Annotated in this window: 17 protein-coding genes, 1 tRNA gene and 1 pseudogene; 8 read left to right on the plus strand and 11 right to left on the minus strand. The window is 66.6% G+C overall.

All coding sequences use genetic code 11. The features are described 5' to 3' along the window. The first annotated feature begins 2 nt into the window (after window positions 1–2). Window positions 3–410 carry a response regulator gene (locus FV242_RS01765; RefSeq protein WP_147937711.1) on the plus strand — a complete coding sequence of 136 codons (408 nt, stop codon included), beginning with the start codon at window positions 3–5 and terminating at the stop codon, window positions 408–410. A 190-nt stretch (window positions 411–600) separates the two neighbouring features. Here the strand turns inward: FV242_RS01765 and FV242_RS01770 are convergent, their stop codons facing one another. The 3 genes from FV242_RS01770 to FV242_RS01780 are packed head-to-tail and all read right to left on the minus strand — an operon-like array spanning window position 601 to window position 2,337. Next, the gene (locus tag FV242_RS01770; RefSeq protein WP_147937712.1) at window positions 601–969 is read right to left on the minus strand and encodes a hypothetical protein; all 369 of its coding nucleotides are present in this window, start codon (window positions 967–969) and stop codon (window positions 601–603) included. Window positions 970–1,009: 40 nt separating this feature from the next. Further along, window positions 1,010–1,498 (minus strand): hypothetical protein, encoded by a 489-nt coding sequence (locus FV242_RS01775; protein WP_147937713.1) that lies wholly within the window; start codon window positions 1,496–1,498, stop codon window positions 1,010–1,012. After that, on the minus strand, window positions 1,498–2,337 hold the full coding sequence (locus FV242_RS01780) for a TIGR04255 family protein (RefSeq protein ID WP_147937714.1): 840 nt from the start codon (window positions 2,335–2,337) through the stop codon (window positions 1,498–1,500). Before FV242_RS01780 ends, FV242_RS01775 begins: the two co-directional genes overlap by 1 nt. 267 nt (window positions 2,338–2,604) lie before the next feature. Here FV242_RS01780 and FV242_RS01785 point away from each other — a divergent pair, with 267 nt between their 5' ends. Continuing rightward, complete coding sequence (locus FV242_RS01785) at window positions 2,605–3,165, plus strand: hypothetical protein (RefSeq protein ID WP_147937715.1); 561 nt, start codon at window positions 2,605–2,607, stop codon at window positions 3,163–3,165. 62 nt (window positions 3,166–3,227) lie between these two features. Here FV242_RS01785 and FV242_RS01790 read toward each other — a convergent pair whose 3' ends face one another. Both FV242_RS01790 and FV242_RS01800 read right to left on the minus strand, forming a co-directional pair. Continuing rightward, the gene (locus FV242_RS01790; RefSeq protein ID WP_147937716.1) at window positions 3,228–3,944 is read right to left on the minus strand and encodes a Crp/Fnr family transcriptional regulator; all 717 of its coding nucleotides are present in this window, start codon (window positions 3,942–3,944) and stop codon (window positions 3,228–3,230) included. 539 nt (window positions 3,945–4,483) lie between these two features. Beyond that, window positions 4,484–5,680, minus strand: a complete 1,197-nt coding sequence (locus FV242_RS01800) for a PD-(D/E)XK nuclease family protein (RefSeq protein WP_147937717.1) — start codon at window positions 5,678–5,680, stop codon at window positions 4,484–4,486. Between the two features lie 676 nt (window positions 5,681–6,356). On the opposite strand from FV242_RS01800, the gene FV242_RS01805 reads away from it, so the two are divergent. Together FV242_RS01805 and FV242_RS01810 are read left to right on the plus strand one after the other, a co-directional pair. Beyond that, window positions 6,357–6,860, plus strand: a complete 504-nt coding sequence (locus FV242_RS01805) for a DUF488 domain-containing protein (protein WP_147937718.1) — start codon at window positions 6,357–6,359, stop codon at window positions 6,858–6,860. Continuing rightward, on the plus strand, window positions 6,853–7,629 hold the full coding sequence (locus FV242_RS01810; RefSeq protein WP_147937719.1) for a hypothetical protein: 777 nt from the start codon (window positions 6,853–6,855) through the stop codon (window positions 7,627–7,629). The genes FV242_RS01805 and FV242_RS01810 overlap by 8 nt, the downstream gene beginning before the upstream one ends. A 113-nt stretch (window positions 7,630–7,742) precedes the next feature. On the opposite strand, the gene FV242_RS01815 is transcribed toward FV242_RS01810, so the two are convergent. Together FV242_RS01815 and FV242_RS01820 are read right to left on the minus strand one after the other, a co-directional pair. Further along, window positions 7,743–7,818, minus strand: a tRNA-Lys gene (locus FV242_RS01815). A 103-nt stretch (window positions 7,819–7,921) separates the two neighbouring features. Then, entirely contained in the window at window positions 7,922–9,487 is a 1,566-nt protein-coding gene (locus FV242_RS01820; RefSeq protein WP_147906112.1) for a 2-isopropylmalate synthase, read from the minus strand. Between the two features lie 411 nt (window positions 9,488–9,898). On the opposite strand from FV242_RS01820, the gene leuB reads away from it, so the two are divergent. The 3 genes from leuB to ubiB all read left to right on the plus strand — a co-directional run bounded on the left by leuB (window position 9,899) and on the right by ubiB (window position 13,507). Next, window positions 9,899–11,008: a 3-isopropylmalate dehydrogenase gene (gene leuB / locus FV242_RS01825; protein WP_147937720.1), complete on the plus strand. Its 1,110-nt coding sequence runs from the start codon at window positions 9,899–9,901 to the stop codon at window positions 11,006–11,008. Window positions 11,009–11,094: 86 nt separating this feature from the next. Next, window positions 11,095–11,877 carry a bifunctional demethylmenaquinone methyltransferase/2-methoxy-6-polyprenyl-1,4-benzoquinol methylase UbiE gene (gene ubiE, locus FV242_RS01830; RefSeq protein ID WP_147937721.1) on the plus strand — a complete coding sequence of 261 codons (783 nt, stop codon included), beginning with the start codon at window positions 11,095–11,097 and terminating at the stop codon, window positions 11,875–11,877. A gap of 67 nt (window positions 11,878–11,944) precedes the next feature. Next, window positions 11,945–13,507, plus strand: a complete 1,563-nt coding sequence (ubiB, locus tag FV242_RS01835) for a 2-polyprenylphenol 6-hydroxylase (protein ID WP_147937722.1) — start codon at window positions 11,945–11,947, stop codon at window positions 13,505–13,507. 58 nt (window positions 13,508–13,565) lie between these two features. Here ubiB and FV242_RS01840 read toward each other — a convergent pair whose 3' ends face one another. Both FV242_RS01840 and zapE read right to left on the minus strand, forming a co-directional pair. Then, a complete protein-coding gene (locus tag FV242_RS01840) occupies window positions 13,566–16,520 on the minus strand; it encodes a response regulator (RefSeq protein ID WP_147937723.1) in 2,955 nt (984 codons plus the stop codon). Further along, the gene (zapE, locus tag FV242_RS01845) at window positions 16,517–17,749 is read right to left on the minus strand and encodes a cell division protein ZapE (protein WP_187278307.1); all 1,233 of its coding nucleotides are present in this window, start codon (window positions 17,747–17,749) and stop codon (window positions 16,517–16,519) included. The genes FV242_RS01840 and zapE overlap by 4 nt, the downstream gene beginning before the upstream one ends. A 309-nt stretch (window positions 17,750–18,058) precedes the next feature. Between zapE and FV242_RS01850 the strand changes: the two genes are divergently transcribed. Next, a complete protein-coding gene (locus FV242_RS01850; RefSeq protein WP_147937724.1) occupies window positions 18,059–18,652 on the plus strand; it encodes a GNAT family N-acetyltransferase in 594 nt (197 codons plus the stop codon). Window positions 18,653–18,658: 6 nt separating this feature from the next. Here FV242_RS01850 and FV242_RS01855 read toward each other — a convergent pair whose 3' ends face one another. Both FV242_RS01855 and FV242_RS01860 read right to left on the minus strand, forming a co-directional pair. Beyond that, on the minus strand, window positions 18,659–19,420 hold the full coding sequence (locus tag FV242_RS01855) for a ComF family protein (RefSeq protein WP_147937725.1): 762 nt from the start codon (window positions 19,418–19,420) through the stop codon (window positions 18,659–18,661). 18 nt (window positions 19,421–19,438) lie between these two features. Next, window positions 19,439–19,683: pseudogene (locus tag FV242_RS01860) on the minus strand (hypothetical protein). Between the last annotated feature and the right edge of the window lie 22 nt (window positions 19,684–19,705).

A 19,705-nucleotide genomic window follows, 5' to 3' on the forward strand; every position in this document is an offset into this window, starting at 1 on the left:
CTATGGAAAAAGATTTGCCGTCCGCCCCCTACGCCCTGGTCGTCGAGGATGAAGGGCTGATCCGTATGGATGCGGTCGATATCCTAGAACAAGCGGGGTTCCGGACACTTGAAGCCGTAACGGGCGATCATGCGGCTGAGCTATTGCGCCAGCATCATCAGGATGTGGTCCTCCTGTTCACCGACGTAGAGATGCCCGGCTCACGCAACGGCTTCACACTCGCGCGTGAGACCGCGCAGGCATACCCGCACATCTCGATCGTGGTTGCGTCCGGCCGAGTGACGCCGGGTCCCGACGATCTGCCAGAGGGTGCGCGCTTCATCGCCAAGCCGTTCAGTGCACAAATTGTCCATCACCATGTGCGGAAGGTTATGCCAGACGATCACATGCCTTCTCAGCTTAAGACTTGAGGGGAACGCATCACTCTTATCTTATTTTTGTGTGTAGCGCGGCTTCTTGTTGTCCCAAGCCGATGTTGTTGTCTGGCGGACCAGTGGCCGCTTTCGGGAAGGGTCGATAGCCGTTCGCACGACCGAGTTGGATCGGAAGCAGCCCTCGACCATGGGTACCAAGCGTCTGATTTGGACCACTAGGATTTGCTTAGGATTTTGGTTCAAGATGCAACAAAGCCGAGCCATCCCGCAGATGGTTAGCAGTGCCGGGGGTTTTCTTGCCGATAACCTCTGCGTGATAGGGGTTTTTCGGCTCAGTCGTGATTGGTGTGTGCTGTACGTCCTGCTGCTTGGCACGCGCATGAGCAGCGGTCAGGCAGACAAGCGACCACCCAGGGAAGTCACGGAGCGACCATCGCCAATCAAGACCATCTTCGCGCATGAAATCGGCAACATCTACCGACATGCTTGGGTCTTTGAAAACTGCCGAGGACGGCCGCAGCTGCCCGGTGTTCTTGTCTGGAACTACCTGTTCAGGATGGACGCGACGGTAAAGCTCCATCTCGTCATCAATCACGCGCACAGCTATGCTACCGGACATGCGCCCCTGGGCTGTTTCAACGCTTCGTTAAGATCGACACTGCCTCGCGTGCAGATGCGAAGTTGCTTGTAAGCTCCTCCGACAACGAGGGGTACTGACCGGTGTGGTCCTCGAACCAGATCTCCCACTGGTAGGGGCCTGTTACGTGAAGCTCCAGGTCGATCCCGTTCTCATGCCACTCGAACTGCACACCACTTGCAGAAGGTACGATCGAGGGCATGGGAGTGCGCGGCTGCATCACAGCCATCAGGACCTGAAGGGCGAACATGCCAGTGTCGTGGCGCAACGGCTGTGAGCCATAGCTGTCCCAGTTCGCCCGGCGCTCGATGTAAGAGGTGATCTTTGCGAGTGCTTCCTGAGGCCACTTAGGTGCAAGGGCGTCTTCGTACGAACGGAGGCGCGAGAACGCGAGCGTTTCACCCGCAGCCGCGCGCGCGCCGAAAGTCCCAGCTAACGGCACGTCGGCCTCAGTAGGCCGGTAACGCGGTGCAGCGCCTGAGGTCATCAAACTCCTCCCGACGTCCTTACGACTGAGGACGTCACACTTTTGTACGCACGACCAATCAGATCATGCGAGCTGTCAAGCGTAGCGAACGCAGCATCGACAGTTTCCCCGCTGGGCCTGCACCGAGCCACGATCTCAAGCTGATAATTCGGCTCGCCTGTCGCGGTCAGGACCGCTGGCGAGAAGGTCGTATATAGGCGCCCTGTCTGTTCGCTGCCGGACGAGATGACGTAGCGGTTCTGCAAGAGCGCGCTGTCGAACGGCAGCCCGGTATCGATGGGCCGCCACATCGGTGTGACGCTATCTAGGTGCTCATGGATGGCTGTCTCACCAGGGAGCAGCAGGGCATTGACGTAGGTCAGTTCGCACTGGTTCGGCCTGATCTCACCCAGCCCTTCGGCTTTCAAGAAGCCCTCAACCACGCGGACCTCCTCCATGAACCTGTCTCGCAGGGCCACGTAGCCTGGATAGGGGCGCCCGGTCGGGTAGCGTCGCCAGCCCATTATCAGGCGATCCTGCTGGACATGCAGCAGGACGTCGCCGTCGACCCCCTCGAAAATGATGCGTGGGACGAGCGCGTTGAGCTGGATGGTGAACTGCGGGCCACCGATCCCAGCCGGGCCACCGAACATTTCGAACTGTGGGGGTACCGGGGGTGCTTCCGTGCCCTGCTGGTAGCGATCGCGGAAGTTGCCCCAGAGCAGTCCGACGTACGGGGTCCGCAGAGACGTAAGCGCCGCGAACTGGATAGACATCGCCATGTCGATCAGCGGCGATAGGTCGGCTCCCTCAGCCGTCCGCCTGTCCACCTCCGCGGTCATGGTTCTCGCATCGTCCATCTGTCCGGCTCGACCAATAACAGCACAGCTTGGCCGTACCAAGCCAACCCTGAAAATCCCCGGTTGCGCTCTGCAAACGGTTAAGATTGCTCAGCGCCTGTGCATTCATGAACTAAGACGTGTGCTCGGCGAAAGCGAGCGTAACCATAGGTGGTACCATCCTCCCATAGGGCATTGGCCGGCGAGACGATCGACGCCGAGACCGCGGAGTGATCCTATGGACGTTGCACCCCGGTGCAACGGGTGAGTGCTCCGGATCATGAAACGGTGAGCAAGCTGGTGACCTCTGACTGGTGGGACGTCGAGGATGACGAGATTGCGATGCCGCCCACCTTCCCGCTAAAGGTGGCGCCGCCGGACTATGTGGTTGCGCTGGAGCGTTGCTGGCTCGCGACCGGCTATCCCTACCGGAAGCAATGCCTCATCGCGATCGACGGCTTTGACGGTGCGGGCAAGTCGTCATTTGCCGCGTGGCTCGCTTGGCAGCTCGGCGCGCCTTGCCTTTTCCTAGACGGCTTCCGCGTGCGACGGACGCCGCCGCTGTCCTGGCGTCTGGACGAGATCGAGCGGCTGCTAAGCGCCCGCCTTGATCACGGGAGGCCCGTCGTGGTCGAGAGCGTGTTCCTGCTGGACGCCCTAAGTCAGCTCGGTCGTAAGCCCGACTTGCTCATCTACGTCGAGAGCGAGGATCGGAGGGCCGCCGACGCGATGGAGGGCCTTGTTGCTTACGTCGCGCGTGAAGGGTTGCTAGAACGGGCTGACGTTGTGGTCCGCTGGTCTGGTGAGGGCCCTGTGACGGATCGACCTTGGACTACTGCCCGAACCTAGTGGTCCAAATCTGACACTTGGTACCCGCCGCCAAGGGCCGCGCCCGACCCGTAGCTGACGCTTCACTCAACCCGCTTCACGAGGTGCAGGTAGGCGGGATCGAAGTCACAGTACGCCTTCAGCCGCTCCACGTCGGGGATATTGAGCCGACGCCCGCGCAGCACGATGAGGTTCTCATCGCGCAGAGACTGCAACGTCCGGTTTACATGCACGGACGTGATGCCCAGCACTTCGGCCAGATCGACCTGCGTGAGCGGGAACGGATAGCCGTCCGCGTCGCCGATGCCCGCCGCCTTTAGGCGGACCAGAAGCTCGCAGAACAGATGCGCCAACTGCTGGTGCGCCTCACGCTGGCCCATGTTCACCAGCCACTCGCGCAGGATTGCCTCGTCCACCAGCGTCGCCCACCACAGCGCGCGGGTGATACGCAGATGGTTCTCGGTCAGATTGAGGATGGTGGCACGGGGCAGTTCCGCGACCGTGCAGGGCGACAGCGCGGTGATGCCGTGGTCCATCGCGCCGAGGATCGCGACGTGCAGGTCGCAGAAGTCGCCGGGCACCAGTAGGGCCATGATCTGGCGCTTGCCGTCGCGTAGCACCTTGTAGCGGCAGGCGAAGCCACTGAGCACGAGGTGCACGTCCTCGGGTCGGTCGCCCTGTGCGATGATCTCCTGACGCGCGCCGATCTGCCGGGTGCGTCCGAGGCAAGCGAGCCGATCACGGTCCGCCTCCGTGAGATCGACGCCGTGCCCGAGCTTGCGGATGAGCGGGCTGAACATAGTGGCATCCTCAGGAACAGCCGCTACATCAGCGCTGATCCTGAAAATTAATATATGTCATGTTGAGCGGTTTCTGGCATTCGCCTTCAACATAATCGGCGGCGTGGTTGGTTGGTCTGACCGGGAAGGTCTACCCCCGTTGCGGACCCCGCGATTGGGTACCAAGCGTCAGATTTGGACCACTAGCTTGAACCGCGACTGCGCTTGAACGAGACCACGCGGTAGTGGACCATCCGAAGCCGATAACCCCCGCTGTCGAGAAGCGCCGCCTGGATGCCTTGCGCGCCTGTGCTGCGAACCCGCAAGGCCTAAGGGGCAACGCGTATCGAAGCGTCATGCCGGTCCTGGAGGCGGCCGGGCTGGTCGCGAGACGGACCGGGGGCCGGGTCGGGCGAGCTTCCTACTGGTTCCTGACGCCCACCGGCCGAGAGGAGGTAGCGCGGTTCGGCCGAGACGAGACCTAGGCGCCCGCTTCCGACCCCTATCGGACCGTCGGAGTGTCTGTTTTTCGGTGGCACACCCGGCCGCACACGTTGATCCTAGCTTTCAAGCTCACCTCCAGCAGCGAACAGGGCTCTTTGCGCTTCGGCCGCTTGCTTCACGAAGGCCGCGGCTAATCCGTCGTCACTGACATCAGATGCCCAGGCCCAGAGATCGGGCGGGTTGACGCCGCGCCCTCCGCTGGCGTCGAGCTTCTGCACGTTGTCCCACCAGAGCCACCACTCGTTGAGGTCGCTCTCCCCCGGTCCGAGTGCATTGCGCAGCCGCGTGATCTCCTTGGCATAGACCTTAGCTATCCCGCGCTGCTCCCTGCGGAGGTTCACACCCAGCGCCACATTTTTGAAGTAAGTCGCCTCGGCCGAAAGCGAGAAGTCGAAGCGCGGGTCACCGATGTCGACACGCAGCGTGCCATTGCGGTTGGGCGAGAAGAGCGGCATCTCGCCCGGGATTGGGCGCACCTCTCCCAATCCGGCCGCTCGTGCGCGCTCCTGCACAAGATCCACGAAGCGATCGTTGATCGTCGCGGTCAGTGCATCGCGTGCGTCAATAACGGCGATTGATGCCGCTACCGTCTCCGGGGTGGCAGCAAGGAGGTCGATGATCTGCTGCACTTCGCGCGCGTCCTTCCCAGCGTAGCGCCTGTCCAGATCCACTTCGAGGTCGCCAAGGAAGGCAGCAACCCTCACCGCCGTTGTAGCCGACTGGCAGGCTGCCACCCAGTCTCGCACCTCGGTGCCGAGCTTCAGCGCTCGCGTTCCGTTGCCCTCAATAGCTGCGACGCGCGCCCTGTCCCATCCGGCACCAAGTAGGGTGACAACTCGCGCTCGCTCACCGTGATCACGCGGTAGAGTACGGGCGTAGCGCTCCAGTTGCTGGTCGCCGAAGCGAGCCGTCGGCTTGTTCTCAACGAGCACGAGGAAGCGAGGATGGGAGACCTCAATATCGATGCGCCCCATCAGCCGTCCCAGCGCGTACCGGGGCACCTCAAGACGGACCTTCGCCGATCGGCAATCATCGGGTGGGGCGATCCCACAGAGATCGAGGAAGCGCTGGAGGTAGCGCTCACCTTGGCCATGCGTGCCCGCGGGGTCCAGCATCCAGCCGATCACACGCGAGAGGTCCATCTCGTCGGTCAGCAATAGCGCTGCTGGGTTAAAGGCGTCGTGCAATTGGCCGGGCTTCGTACGCCGAGAGGCGACTTTTTCAACCAGGGTGCGGATTGCTGGCAGCGACATTCGCTATCGTCTGCCACTTGGCCGACCATAAGTGCAACAGGCGGTCACCCGGCCAAATTAGGAAGCGCCATAGCGCTCGCCACAAACCGCGACCCTCGGCGCTGCGTCGAGCCGCAGGCATGATGAGCACCGAGCCGAAGGTCTGCTTTCCGGTCTCGACCCAGTTTCCGTTCGCCACCCTTGGCGGACGTTCCGAGGCCGGCTCCAACGCTAGGGCTAGTGCCGAACCGCCTTGTCTTCACTTTGGTGCTCGCGGATCGCAGCCCGTAAGGTGCTAAGCTGGTCATTCATTCCCTGCTCATGGAGCCGGCATTCCCGCGCTATCCCGCACAGGGCGGTCGCGACGTTCTAAACACCAAGTAGGCCGTCGTATTCCGCAGCTACCTCCAATAGCTGCACAGCGTCTCTCCAGCGCCATCTAAGTCCAGCGGCGATCTGATCCGCAGCGGTCACCATAGTTTCGAGCATCGCTTGTCTCCGTTGCAACGCGGTTCAAAATCCCCGTCTCTGAGGCACTCGCTAACCACGAAAAACGTGTTAAATTCGATCTACCGATCACTGGCTAACGTTGCACCCCGGTGCAAATTTTCGGTCCAGGGTCTCGATAATAGGTCCTGTGGCCTTTGTGGAAGTAGAGTTCCAGGATAAAATGGTACTCACTCCTGAGTGCTGCACGATGACCATCAAGACGGGATACTGGGGTCTAAAATTGGGTCCCGACCACATAGCCATCGGCGTAAGTCGCGGTGTTCCGAGATGGCTGAAAGCCGTTCCACCGAGATTGCCCGAGACCTTCCCTGGAGCATGGTTCCAGACCGCCCGGACTGAAGAGTATCGTGCCCGTTATGCGCAAATCCTGGGTCGCCTCGATCCTGTTGACATCGTGGCCCGGATTGACCAGCTCGCGCAGGGCCGCATCCCCGTGCTGACCTGCTACGAGCGGCCGAACGCCGGGCAGTGGTGCCATCGGAGCTTTTTAAGTTGCTGGCTCTGTCTCCATCTCGGTCTGGTCGTCGAAGAGTACGGGCTTGAAGGCCAGGGCTTTGCAGCTAGTCATCCGCTATTACCTGCGGAGTACCGCGTCCCGCTCGGTAGCCCTTCCCCGGCCGCCACGGTAGTCTGCACCCGACGCGGGATACCACTGGGTAACCCCCAGAACGACAGGCCGGATTATGAGTGACCTGCACCCCGTTCTTGGCTTCCTCCACAAGCACTACATTGCCGCCGCGCTTGTCGGTGGCCTCGTGCCTCCTGTTTTGTGGGATCTGACGGTTTCCGCACTGAACCGCAAAACTGAGAAACCCATTTCGGTTCAGTCAACGGCCGAACACATGACTGAATACCAACGGGTCGCCTTGGCAATCCAGCAGCGCGACGCCTCGGGGTCCAATCGCCCGCTGTCTGATCTCCTGCCTACTCTTCCGCTTCCAGCCTCGAACGAAGTCGACGTCATCTCGGTGGAGCCGAAGTTGCTACAGGCCGCCGCATTCGTAATCCAGGGGCCGGGCAGCAAGTGGTCGGAACCGAAAAACGGTCAGACCACAAATGGCGATCGGGTCGTTGCGGCGACATCGAAGGATTGCGTGTTCCAGACATGGATCGGAAGCACTGATTTAGCTGAGCCTGCAAAGGCACGGGATTTCGCGCAGATCGATTTCCGCAGGGTCACACGCTACTCGATCAAAAATAACAGCCCGTTCCATTCTTATCGTTACGGTTCGCTCCTCGTTCTAGACGTGGAGGGGAATAAGGGCTTTTACTGCACCTATGGTGGCACGGGAAACGCCCGCCCTGCTTCGCCCTTAAATCCACTAATCGCAAGCGACTGCTTTGGCGAGGATAACAGTTTTATAGTTCGAAGCCAGTACGTCGAGGAGCTTGAGCGGCGGGTTGCTGCGATCAAATACATCGGCAGCCAGTTCTGCCCGAACAGCTCAACGCCCTATTGAGTTTGCACCGGGGCATGGAAAAAGCGACTGCCGACAGACCGCCTAGATGCGGACACATAGCGGACAGGTTGCGATCCCCGGACCCCGCCCGTCATTTAAGTCCATGATACTAATGGTGGGCGCACTAGGGTTCGAACCTAGGACCCGCTGATTAAGAGTCAGCTGCTCTACCAACTGAGCTATGCGCCCGATCGCGTCTGCGACCCGCCCCGGTGGCCACCAAGTCCGTCCGGGGTGGCGGGCTGATACCAACGCATCCGGGGGCTGTCCACCCCCGGATGCGGGTTTTTTGCTATTCTGCTGCCGCGTGCTGTGCATGAACCCGCACGGCGTGGGCCGCGAGCTTGTTCAGGGCCGAGAGATAAGCCTTCGCGGACGCCACCAGCGTGTCCGGGTCGGCACCCCGGGCGGTGACGCTGCGGTCGCCGTCGCGCAGGCGTACCGAGACCTCGGCCTGGGCGTCCGTGCCGCCGGAGACCGCCTGCACCTGGTACAGCTCCAGTTCGGCCTTGTGCGGCACCAGGGCGGTGATCGCGTTGAACACCGCGTCCACCGGTCCGTTGCCGTCGGCTTCCTCGATCCGGGTGCCGTCCTCGTCGGCGATGCGCAGGGTGGCGCGCTGGGGGCCCCGCGTGCCGGCGATGACCGAGAGCGAGACCAGGCGGATCCGGTCATGGGCGGTGGCGAGGTTCTCGTCGACCAGGGCCTCGATATCCTCGTCGTAGACGTGCTTCTTGCGGTCGGCCAACGCCTTGAACCGCTCGAACGCGTCCTGGAACTGGTTGTCGGACAGGTGCAGGCCGAGGTCGTCGAGCTTGGAGCGGAACGCCGCCCGCCCCGAGTGCTTTCCCATCACCAGGGAGGTCTTGGTCAGGCCGACCGAGGCCGGCGTCATGATCTCGTAGGTCTCGGCGTTCTTGAGCATGCCGTCCTGGTGGATGCCGCTCTCGTGCGCGAAGGCGTTGCGGCCGACGATCGCCTTGTTGAACTGCACCGGGAAGTTGGTGGCGTGGCTCACCAGCTTGGAGGCCCGGGTCAGCATGGTCGATTCGATGCCGGTCTCGTAGGGCAGCACGTCGGCGCGGGTACGCAGCGCCATGACGATCTCCTCGAGCGCGGCGTTGCCGGCCCGCTCGCCGATCCCATTGATCGTGCACTCCACTTGCCGGGCGCCGCCCTCGATGCCGGCGAGCGAGTTGGCGATCGCGAGGCCGAGGTCGTTGTGGCAATGGACCGAGAACACCGCCTGGTCGGCGTTCGGCACCCGCTCGCGCACCGCCGCGAACATGTCGCGGTACTCGGACGGCGTGGCGTAGCCCACCGTGTCGGGCAGGTTGATCGTGGTGGCGCCGGCCTTGATCGCGGCCTCGACGCACCGGCACAGGTAGTCGATCGGCGTGCGGGTCGCGTCCATGGCCGACCATTCCACGTCCTCGACGAGGTCGCGGGCCTGGGCGACGGTCTTGAGGATGATCTCCAGCACCTCGTCCTGGGTCTTGCGCATCTGGTGCGCGAGATGGATCGGCGAGGTCGACACGAAGGTGTGGATCCGTCCGCGCTTGGCGTGCCGCACCGCCTCGCCGGCCCGGGCGATGTCGGCGGGAATCGCGCGGGCTAAGCCCGCGATGGTCGCGCGCTTGGTGCGCCGGGCGATCTCCGACACAGCCTCGAAGTCGCCGATCGAGGCGATCGGGAAGCCCGCCTCAATGATGTCGACGCCCATCGTGTCGAGGAGCTCGGCGACCGCCAGCTTCTCGTCATGGGTCATGGTGGCGCCGGGGCACTGCTCGCCGTCGCGCAAGGTGGTGTCGAAGATGACGATGCGTTCGCGGGCGGCGGTGGTGCTGGTGGTGGTCATGGCTTTACCCTGTCGCGGGCCGCCCGGCATATTGCGCGGAGCGGCGTGGTGCCCCGGGAGGGGCTGAGGTTCGCGAGTTCCGACAATCCCCTGAAGGCCCAGGCGCGCGCGCCCGGACGGCCCTCAGGGGCGGGTAAGCAGAAGCGGAAGACGAAGCCGGGCACGAGGCGCGCGCAACCGCAACGCCGACGAAGCGGCGTGGGCGGTCTCGGACGCTGAGCCGGCTCTGGCCAAGGCTCGTCTCTCCCGGGTGAGTCGCGGACGGCGTGAAGCGGCATCCGCGCGAAGGGCCGCAGAGGTAGCCCCCGCGTGCCGGAAACACAAGGGCCGCCCTCGCCCGCCGCCTTGCCAAGCGCGGTCCGCCCTGGATAAAGCCCGCCGGCACGTCGAGAGAGAACCCGCGAGACCGCCATGGCCAGCTACAAGCTCCTGCTCCTGCCCGGCGACGGGATCGGCCCGGAGGTCGCGGCCGGCATGCAGGTCGTGCTCGGCGCCCTGAAGGAGACCGGCCTCGCCACGTTCGAGACCGAGACCGATCTCGTCGGCGGTTGCGCCCTCGATGCCCACGGCAGCCCGCTCTCGGACGAGACCCTGGCGCGCGCCAGGGCGGCGGACGCGATCCTGCTCGGTGCGGTCGGCGGTCCGAAATGGGCGGGCGTGTCCTACGAGAATCGTCCCGAGGCCGGCCTGCTGCGGCTGCGCAAGGATCTGGAGCTGTTCGCCAACCTGCGGCCGGCGATCTGCTACCCGGCGCTCGCCGATGCCTCCGCGCTCAAGCGCGAGCTGGTCGAGGGCCTCGACATCATGATCGTCCGCGAGCTGACCGGCGGCGTCTATTTCGGGGAGCCCAAGGAGATCACCATCCTGGAGGACGGCTCGAAGCGGGCGGTCGACACCCAGGTCTACACGACGGGCGAGATCGAGCGGATCGCCAAGGTCGCCTTCGATCTGGCGGGCAAGCGTTCCGGCCGGGTGGCCTCGGCCGAGAAGCACAACGTCATGAAGTCCGGCGTCCTCTGGAAGGAGGTCGTCACCAAGGTTCATGCCGAGCACTACGCCGACATCGAGCTGGAGCACATCCTGGCCGACAACTGCGCCATGCAGCTGGTACGCAGGCCGAAGCAGTTCGACGTGCTCGTGACCGACAACCTGTTCGGCGACGTGTTGTCCGACCTCGCCGCGATGCTCACCGGCTCGCTGGGCATGTTGCCCTCGGCGTCGCTGGGCGCGGTGGATGAAAGCGGCGTGCGCCGGGCGCTCTACGAGCCGTGCCACGGTTCGGCCCCGGACATCGCCGGCCAGGACAAGGCGAACCCGATCGCCATGATCGGCTCGCTGACCATGTGCCTGCGCTACTCGTTCGGCCTCGGCGAGGCCGCGGACGCGTTGGACGGCGCCGTCATGGACGCGTTGGCCGGGGGGGCCCGTACCGCCGATATCGCCGGCGAGGCCACCAACGCGATAGGCACACGCGCCATGGCGAACGCCGTGGCGGACGCCCTGCGTGCCCGCGTCGGCTGAGGATCTGGCTCCGTCCGCGTCATAGGACGCATGGCGGATGGGCGCGGCCTTCGCTAAGACGCGCGGACGTGAGGAACGGGAGCGTCATGAAGGCCGGGGACGGGGCGACGGAGCGCGAAGGCGCAGATTTCGGTTTCGAGCGCGTGTCGCTCGACGAGAAGCAGGGTCGCGTCGACAGCGTCTTTCACTCGGTCGCCCGCCGCTACGACGTCATGAACGACCTGATGTCGGCGGGCCTGCACCGGGCCTGGAAGACGCAGCTCGTGTCGATGCTGCGGCCGCCGCAGGGCCGGCCGTTCGCGCATCTCGACGTCGCCGGCGGCACCGGTGACGTCGCGTTCCGGGTCCTGGCCGCGGGCGGGCCGAAGACGCGGGTCACGGTGCTCGACATCAACGAATCGATGCTGCGCGTCGGCGCCGAGCGGGCCCGGGAGAAGGTCGAGGGCGCGGGCGACCGGATCGCCTTCGTCACCGGCAACGCCGAGACGCTGCCGCTGCCGGACGCCGCCTTCGACGCTTACACGATCGCGTTCGGCATCCGGAACGTGCCGCGGATCGAGACTGCCCTCGCCGAGGCGCGCCGCGTGTTGAAGCCCGGCGGCCGGTTCCTGTGCCTCGAATTCTCCGCCGTCGACATCCCGCTGCTCGACAGGATCTACGACGCCTATTCCTTCCACGTGATCCCGCGGATCGGTGCCCGGGTCGCAGGCGATGCCGAATCCTACCGGTACCTGGTCGAATCGATCCGGAAGTTCCCGAGCCGCGGTGCGTTCAGCGGCATGATCGAGCGCGCCGGCTTCCGCCACGTCACGGACCGGCCGCTCTCGGGCGGGATCGTGGCGATCCATTCCGGCTGGAAGGTCTCCTGATCTTGGCCGTCGAGCGCGATCTGATTCCCACCCCTGCATTAGGCGGCGGGAAGGTCTCGGTGCGTCCATGATCGGCGCCGCGATCAACCTGTTCCGCGGTGCCCGGGTCGGTTTCGTCCTGGCCCGGGAGGGGGCGCTCGCCCTCGCCGACCCGTCCGAGCTGCCGGCCCACCTGCGCTTCGCCCTGAAGCTCGGACGGTCCCTGGAGCGCCGGGGTCTGGACGACGGCGCCGCCGGCCTGTCGTCGGCCCTGACACGGCTCGGTCCGTCCTACGTGAAGTTCGGCCAGTTCCTGGCGACCCGCCCCGATATCGTCGGCATGCGGGCGGCCTCGGACTTGGAACGCTTGCAGGACCGGGTACCGCCGTTCCCCCAGGCGACCGCCCTGAAGGTGGTCGAGATGGCGTTGGGCAAGCCGGTTCACGCGCTGTTCGTGTCGTTCAGCGAGCCGATCGCCGCCGCCTCGATCGCGCAGGTCCACAAGGCCGTCGTGCAGGATGCCGACGGCACGCAGCGGGCGCTAGCCGTGAAGGTGATGCGCCCGGGCGTGCGCGAGCGCTTCATGCGCGACCTCGAAGTCATGCGGTTCATGGCCCGGGTGGTGCACGCCCTCTCCCCGCAGGCCGAGCGGCTGCGCCCGCGCGAGGTGGTCGAGATCCTCGCCCGCTCGGTGCTGATGGAGATGGATTTCCGCCTGGAGGCGGCCGCCGCCTCGGAGATCGCGGAGAATACCCGGGACGACCTCGATTTTCGGGTGCCCAAGCCCGAATGGGAGCTGACCGCCCGGGAGGTGCTGTCGGCCGAGTGGATCGAGGGCGTGCGCCTGCACAGCGCGGCCGATCTCGTCGCGGCCGGCCACGATCCGCAGGCGATCGGGCGCACGGTGATCCAGAGTTTTCTGCGCCAGGCGATTCGCGACGGCTTCTTCCACGCCGACATGCACCAGGGAAATTTGCTGGTCGACGCCGAGGGCCGGCTGGTGGCGGTGGATTTCGGCATCATGGGCCGGCTCGGCCTGAACGAGCGGCGGTTCCTGGCCGAGATCCTGCTGGGATTCATCCTGCGTGATTACCGCCGGGTGGCGAAGGTACATTTCGAGGCCGGCTACGTGCCGGCGCATCATTCCGTCGAGGATTTCGCGCAGGCGATCCGGGCGATCGGCGAGCCGATCCACCAGCGCCGGGCCGACGAGATCTCGATGGCCAAGGTGCTGACCCTGCTGTTCGACATCACCGCCCTGTTCGACATGAGCACCCGCACCGAACTGGTGATGCTCCAGAAGACCATGGTGGTTGTCGAGGGCGTGGCCCGCTCCCTGGATCCGCGCCTCGACATGTGGACCACGGCCGAGCCGGTGGTGCGCAGCTGGATCGCCAAGAATGCAGGCCCGCTCGGGCGTGCTCAGAGCGGCTTCGAAGCCCTGCGTGTGCTCTCCGACGTGGTCGGCGACATCCCTGACCTCGCGACGCGGCTCAAGCGCGTGCTGATCCGCCTCGACGAGAGCGGGACGGGCGACGCCCAGCGCCTGGAGCGCTTCGCCCGCAACGAGCGCCGACGTGCGATCTGGTCGACGCTCGCCCTGTGGGGCATCGCGGTAGGGGCGCTGGTGATGGCGTTCCGGGGCTTCTGATCAGAAGGGAGACCGACAATCCCAACCGCACATCGTCCTGCTCGGGACGATGTGCGGGTCAGGCGACCTCGGTGTGCCCCGGCATCAGTGCCCGCAACTCGCGGGCGAGCTCGCTCAGTCCGGTCGTTCCCTTCGCGAGCACGCGGTCGGCCTGGCCGGCGAGGCGGCGGCGGTCTTCGGCGGTGATGTCCTTGGCGGTGAGGACGACCACGGGGATGTCGCGCCAGTCGGCCCGGGCGCGCATGGCCCGCAGGAAACCGAAGCCGTCCATCTCCGGCATCATCAGGTCGAGCAGCACCAGGCAGGGGCGCTCCGCCTCTAAGGTGTCTAGAGCGCGCAGGCCGTTCTCGGCCTCGACCACGGGAAAGCCCTCGCGGCCGAGATAGGCGCAGAGATGGGCACGCACGTCCGCCTCGTCCTCGACCACCAGGATCGGGCCGTCCACGGTCACCGGCCGGAAGCGGTCGATGACCTGCCGCAGGCTGCCCCAGTCGATCGGCTTCTGAAGATAGTCGGTGGCGCCGAGCGAGAAGGCGAGGTTCTGCTCGTCCAGTACCGTGACCATCACGATCGGCGTCGCGCCGATCTCGGGATCCGCCCGTAGGGCCCGTAGCACCGCCCAGCCGTCCATCTGCGGCATGGTCACGTCGAGTAGCACCGCCCGGGGGCGCAGGGCGCGGGCGCGTTCGAGGCCCCGGCGCCCGTCCTCCGCCACAGCCACGGAAAACCCCTCGCGCTCCAGGAAGCGGGCGAGCAGGTCGCGGGTCGCGGCATCGTCGTCCACCACCAGAATGGTCCGGCGGTCGCCGACGCCTGCGCCGGCCGCGTTCGCATGTTCGGCCTCCGGGCCCTGGAACTGCGCCGGCAGGGTCAGCGTGAAGACGGTGCCCTCCCCTTCCCGGCTCTCCACCACGATGGCGCCGCCGAGCATTTCCGAGAAAGCCCGGGTGATCGACAATCCGAGGCCGGTACCGCCGAAGCGGCGGGTGGTCGAGGCGTCGGCCTGGGTGAAGCGCTCGAACAGGCGCCCGACCTGCTCCGCGCTCATGCCGATGCCGGTATCCGCGATCGTGAAGCGGAGGGCCTCCGTGGTGCGGGCGACCCCGAGCGTGATCCGGCCGTTCTCGGTGAACTTCGCGGCGTTGCTGAGGAGGTTGATCAGGCACTGGCGCAGCTTGGTCACGTCGGTGTGCGCCGTGCCGACATCCGCCGCCAGGTCAAGCGTGAGCGTGTTGCCCTTCTTGGCGATCAGCCCCTCGACGGTGGCGGCGACGTCGTGGACCACCTCGGCGACGTCGAAATCCTCCGCGTAGATCTCCACCCGGTCGGCCTCGATCTTGGAGATGTCGAGCACGTCGTTGATCAGGCCGAGCAGGTGCCGGGCGTTGGATTCGATCTTCTTCATGTCGGCGATCAGGGCGGCCTCGCCCAGATCTTCGAGCTCCTCCTGGACCATCTCGGAATAGCCGATCACCGCCGAGAGCGGCGTGCGCAGCTCGTGGCTCATGTTGGCCAGGAACTGGCTCTTGGCTTCGTTGGCGGCTTCGGCCGCAGCCCGCGCCGCCTCGATGGCGGCCTCCGCTTCCTTGCGCTCGGTGATGTCGGTGTGGGTGCCGACCCATTCCCGCAGCGTGCCGTCCGCTTCGAGGATCGGCACGGCGCGCACGCTCATGTGCCGGTATGCGCCCGAGCGTGCGCGCATCCGGTGCTCGGTGGCGTAGGGCTGCAGGGTGGTCACCGCGCGGGACCAGTCGGCCTGGGTGTGGGCGCGGTCGTCGGGATGAATCACGTCGAGGAAGCCGAGGCCGGCATAGGCGGTCTCGTCCTGGCCGGTGAAGCGGCTCCAGGCGATCTGGCGCCGGTGCAGGCTGCCCTCCGGGTTCGCGGTCCACACGATCGCCGCGCTGGCCTCGATCAGCGAGCGGAAGCGCTCTTCGCTGCGCTTCGTCCGCACCTCCGCGAGGTGGCGGATCGTGTCGTCGACCACGACCAAGCCCACGCCCTCGACGTCCTGCCCGCTATCGGGCCCGGTCGCCTCGCCGCGCAGGGGGTAGAAGCTCATCGAGAACTGACGGACGCCCCCGGGCGCCGAGGGTGTCGGGATCGCCACCGGCACGTTGGGCGAGACCAGGCCCTCTTTGAGCGCCGCCGCGAGCTTGGGCGCCAGCGCCTCCTGCAGCGTCGGCAGCATCGCCCAGATCGGCGCCCCGAGATCGGCCCCGAAGCCGCGCTCGCTCATGGTGGCGAGCGCCCGGTTCATGTGACGGATCTTCAGGTCGCGGTCGAGGAATCCGAGGCCCACGGGGGCGTTGGCCAGCACCCCATCGAGCAGCCGCGACATGCGCAACGATTCCTGCCGCCGCACCAGGGCGAGGCGGGCGAGCAACACGATCGCGCCGAGCGCGGCCGCCCCCGAAAGCAGGAACAGGATCAGTCCGCGCCAGCGCTCCCGGGTCTGCACCTCGTCGAGGTGCTGGGCCGTGATCGCCTGGCGGGACGTCGCCTCCGCGCGGATCGCGTCCATCAGCTGCTTGCCCTCGCCGGTGCGCACGAGGTCGGTGGCCGCGTCGAAGCCCCGGTCCCGGCGCGCCGCGACCACCCGGGTGGCGAAATCGCGCTTCTGAGCCACGAGCCCGGCAAGCGACGGGCCGCCGCGTCGGACCGGCTCCTGCGCGGTCGCCCCAAGGGCGGCGAGCTCGGTCTCGAGCTTGCCGAGCGCGAGGGTGTAGGGCGTCAGGTAATCCTCGCTGCCGACCAGCACGAAGCCGCGCTCACCGGTCTCCAGGTCCTTGACCTCGGAGAGCAGGCGCTCGACCCCCGTGATCGTGGCGTTGGCCTGCGCGGTGGCGCCCCGGTCGGCCTCACCGGCGATGTAGTTGGCCGTGCCCGCCGCGAGCGCGACGACCAGCAGGACGAAGGCGGCCGGCGAGCCGAGGAGCGGCCCGAGCGGACCGGCTCCACGCCAGTTCGGCCGACGCAGGCGGAAGATCGAGCCGACTCCCGGTCGGCTCATGTCTCCACCAGCCCGGTGCTGGCACCCGAGGCCTCGGAATCGGCCCGTCCGTGCGGCAGGGCAAGGTATTCCCGCGAGCGCATCTCGATCAGCCGGGAGACGGTTCGGTCGAACTCGAACGCCTCGCGCCCGGTCTCCGCCGTGTAGAGGTCCTGCGCCTCGGCCGCCGCCGAGGCCACGAGCTTCACGTGCCGGTCGTAGAGGGTGTCCACAAGGGTGATGAAGCGCTTCGCCTCGTTGCGCTCGGCCTCCCCGAGCACCGGGATCCCGTCGAGGATCACCGTGTGGAAGGCCCGCGCCAGGGCCATGTAGTCGGAGGCGCCGAGCGGCTGCCGGCAGAGATCGTCGAAGCCGAAGCGCGCGACGCCGTTGGCCTCCTCGGGGATCGCGACGTCTCGACCCTGGACCTGGATCGTCGCGGTGCGGCCTCGCGCCTTGCCGGTGAGCCCCTTGAACGCGGCGTCCAGGGCTGCCCGGGCGGCCGCATCCGCCGGCACGTGATAGACGGCGGCGCCGCCGAGCTTCTCCAGCCGGAAATCGGTTCGGGAATCGAGCCGCACCACGTCCACCTGCTCTTTCAGCGTCGCTATGAATGGCAGGAACAGAGCCCGGTTGAGGCCGCCCTCGTAGAGCCGGTCGGGCTCGACGTTGGAGGTCGCCACCACGATCACGCCGCGCCGGAACAGGTGGCCGAACAGGCGCCCCAGGATCATCGCGTCGGCGATGTCGGTCACCGTGAACTCGTCGAAGCACAACAGGGTCGCCTCGTCGGCGAGCTGGTCGGCGACGGGTCCGATCGGGTCGTCGCCCTTCACGGTGCCGGCTTTCAGCGCCTGTCGGTAAGCGTGGATGCGCGCGTGCGCGTCGGCCAGGAACCCGTGGAAGTGGACCCGCCGCTTGGGTCCCGGCGCTGCCTCGTGGAACAGGTCCATCAGCATGGTCTTGCCGCGGCCTACCGAGCCCCAGATGTAGAGACCCTTGGGAGCCGGCGCCTCGTCTTTGCGCCGGAACAGCCATCCCAGCGCGCTGGTCTTGTTGGCGCGCTTGCGGCGTCCGAGATCCTGGATCAGCCGGTCGAGGGCGCGCACCAGTTGCGCCTGGGCGGGATCCCGCTCGATGGCGCCGGTGGCGACCAGGGCCTCGTAGCGGTCATGGACCGGGCCGGGCGACACGGCGCTGGCCCGCGCCTCCGCGGATGGCGCGTGTTGCTTCCCGGATTGCTCGCTCACGCCACCGGTCCCCTGAAACACGATACGGCGCCGGACCCGGCACCCCCCGCCCCCGGTCGACCGTTCCCGCCGGGGCCGCATCCCTGTGCCGCGCAAGCTCGACGCGAATCAAGCCCGCGCGCCGAGGCAACCTGGAACACGGCGCAGCGAACCGTTCCAGAAAGCCGGCGCATGGCAGGCCTCCCGTGACCGGGCTCAGTCATATTGCTGCATTGCACAACAAGCTCCGGGATGCGAGATCGGCCTCGTCCTTCGGGAGGAACGTCCGGACCAACTTGCGCAACAACGCGCAGAGACCGGAGACCCACCATGCCCGTTCGACACCTCACCGTGTCGGCCCACACGGTCCGGCGCCTTTGGCCGGCCGACCGCGTCGCGGTCCTCGACTACTTCCTGCGGCTCGATCCCGAGGCACGCGCGAATCGCTTCATGGGCAATGTCAGTGAAGCCGGCGTGCGGGCCTATGCCGCGCAGGCGCTCACCGCCGACGGCGTGATGTACGGCGCCTTCGTGAGTGGAGAACTGCGCGGCCTGGCCGAGCTACGGCCGATGGCCCTCGGAGCGTCGCCCTACGGTCTTGGCCCACGGGCGGAGGCGGCCTTCGCGGTGGAGCGCGCCTACCGCCGTCAGGGTATCGGCGCGTCCCTGTTCGCCCGGATCGCCCGCGCCGCCCGCCATCGCGGCGTGGCCGACCTGCACGTGCGCTGCCTGTCCGGGAACGGACCGATGCTGCGGCTGGCGGCCAAGCAGGGCGCGGCGCTGCAGCGTGCCGGCACCGAGACAGAGGGCGCGCTTCATCTCGCCCGGCCGACACCGTTCTCGCTCTGGCACGAGAGCATCGCGGAGGCGTTCGACTTCACTTTGGCGGTGAGCTTTCCGCATCGCGAGCGGGCGACCGTCTGAACCGCCTCATCCGGCTGCGTCACCGACCAGCGCGAAGGTGAGCACGTCTACGGACGCCGCCCCGCCGCGCAGCAGGGCCCGGGACGCGGCGTTGCCGGTCGCCCCGGTCGTCATGACGTCGTCGATCAACAGGATCCTCCGGCCGCGGATGAGGTGCGCCCGGGCGGCGTCCACCCGGAAGGCACCGCTCAGGTTCTCGGCGCGGGCCGGTCGGCTCAGGCCGACTTGCGAGCGGGTTGCCCGCACCCGGACCAGTGTGGATGGCTCGAACGGAAGCTCGGCGCCCCGGGCGATCACCCGACCCAGAAGGGCGGCCTGATTGAAGCGGCGGCGCCAGAGCCGCCAACGGTGCAGCGGCACAGGGACGACACAATCCGCCTCGGCGATGAGGACCCGGCCGCTCGCAGACATCATCCGGCCCATCACGGCGGACAGGTCGAGCCGATCCTCGTATTTCAGCCGGTGGACGAGGCGGCGGGCGACATCATCATAAAGGGCGACCGCACGCGCGCGTCCGAAGACCGGTGGTTCCGCGATGGCGCGGGGGGAGAGCAGAGGCCCGACCCCGAGATCGACCGCGAACGGCGTGCCGAAGCGCGGGCACAGGGGCTCCTCTATGAAACGTAGGCCGGTCCAGCAGTCTGAACACAGGCCTCCGGGATCGGCGGTGGCGCCGCCGCAGCCGGCGCACGTCGGCGGGTAGATCAACGACAACGCCCCGCGCGGCAAGCCACGCAGGGCCGATGCGACGACCCGCAGGGCCGTCATCCGGGTCGCAGACGGGCGCTAGCGGGCCGAGACGGGACGCGCGCCTCGCTGATCGACCTGCTGATCCATCTCCCGGGCCTTGGCGTTCGCCCGGTGGCGGCCGATGGCGCAGCCGGCGGCGGCACCCATCAGGCCGTGATGGCCGGCATAGTGCCGGCGATGCCGCCCACGATCGCACCCTTGATGCAGCCCTTCGCCTCGGCGCCGCCCGCGGCGGTGAGGGTGGCCAGCGCCATTGCGGCTCCGACGAGCATGCGCTTCATGACCTGCACTCCATAACCAATC

The organism is Methylobacterium sp. WL64 (genome assembly GCF_008039945.1).
In the GTDB taxonomy this organism is placed as follows: Bacteria; Pseudomonadota; Alphaproteobacteria; order Rhizobiales; family Beijerinckiaceae; genus Methylobacterium.

Excerpts from the sequence above, each read along its gene's own strand:
- FV242_RS01805 (WP_147937718.1), top strand. The coding sequence starts at position 6,357 with ATGACCATCAAGACGGGATACTGGGGTCTAAAATTGGGTCCCGACCAC.
- FV242_RS01765 (WP_147937711.1), top strand. The coding sequence starts at position 3 with ATGGAAAAAGATTTGCCGTCCGCCCCCTACGCCCTGGTCGTCGAGGAT.
- FV242_RS01775 (WP_147937713.1), bottom strand. The coding sequence starts at position 1,498 with ATGACCTCAGGCGCTGCACCGCGTTACCGGCCTACTGAGGCCGACGTG.
- ubiB (WP_147937722.1), top strand. The coding sequence starts at position 11,945 with ATGATCGGCGCCGCGATCAACCTGTTCCGCGGTGCCCGGGTCGGTTTC.
- FV242_RS01850 (WP_147937724.1), top strand. The coding sequence starts at position 18,059 with ATGCCCGTTCGACACCTCACCGTGTCGGCCCACACGGTCCGGCGCCTT.
- FV242_RS01800 (WP_147937717.1), bottom strand. The coding sequence starts at position 5,680 with ATGTCGCTGCCAGCAATCCGCACCCTGGTTGAAAAAGTCGCCTCTCGG.
- ubiE (WP_147937721.1), top strand. The coding sequence starts at position 11,095 with ATGAAGGCCGGGGACGGGGCGACGGAGCGCGAAGGCGCAGATTTCGGT.
- FV242_RS01840 (WP_147937723.1), bottom strand. The coding sequence starts at position 16,520 with ATGAGCCGACCGGGAGTCGGCTCGATCTTCCGCCTGCGTCGGCCGAAC.
- leuB (WP_147937720.1), top strand. The coding sequence starts at position 9,899 with ATGGCCAGCTACAAGCTCCTGCTCCTGCCCGGCGACGGGATCGGCCCG.
- FV242_RS01820 (WP_147906112.1), bottom strand. The coding sequence starts at position 9,487 with ATGACCACCACCAGCACCACCGCCGCCCGCGAACGCATCGTCATCTTC.
- FV242_RS01780 (WP_147937714.1), bottom strand. The coding sequence starts at position 2,337 with ATGGACGATGCGAGAACCATGACCGCGGAGGTGGACAGGCGGACGGCT.
- FV242_RS01790 (WP_147937716.1), bottom strand. The coding sequence starts at position 3,944 with ATGTTCAGCCCGCTCATCCGCAAGCTCGGGCACGGCGTCGATCTCACG.
- FV242_RS01855 (WP_147937725.1), bottom strand. The coding sequence starts at position 19,420 with ATGACGGCCCTGCGGGTCGTCGCATCGGCCCTGCGTGGCTTGCCGCGC.
- FV242_RS01810 (WP_147937719.1), top strand. The coding sequence starts at position 6,853 with ATGAGTGACCTGCACCCCGTTCTTGGCTTCCTCCACAAGCACTACATT.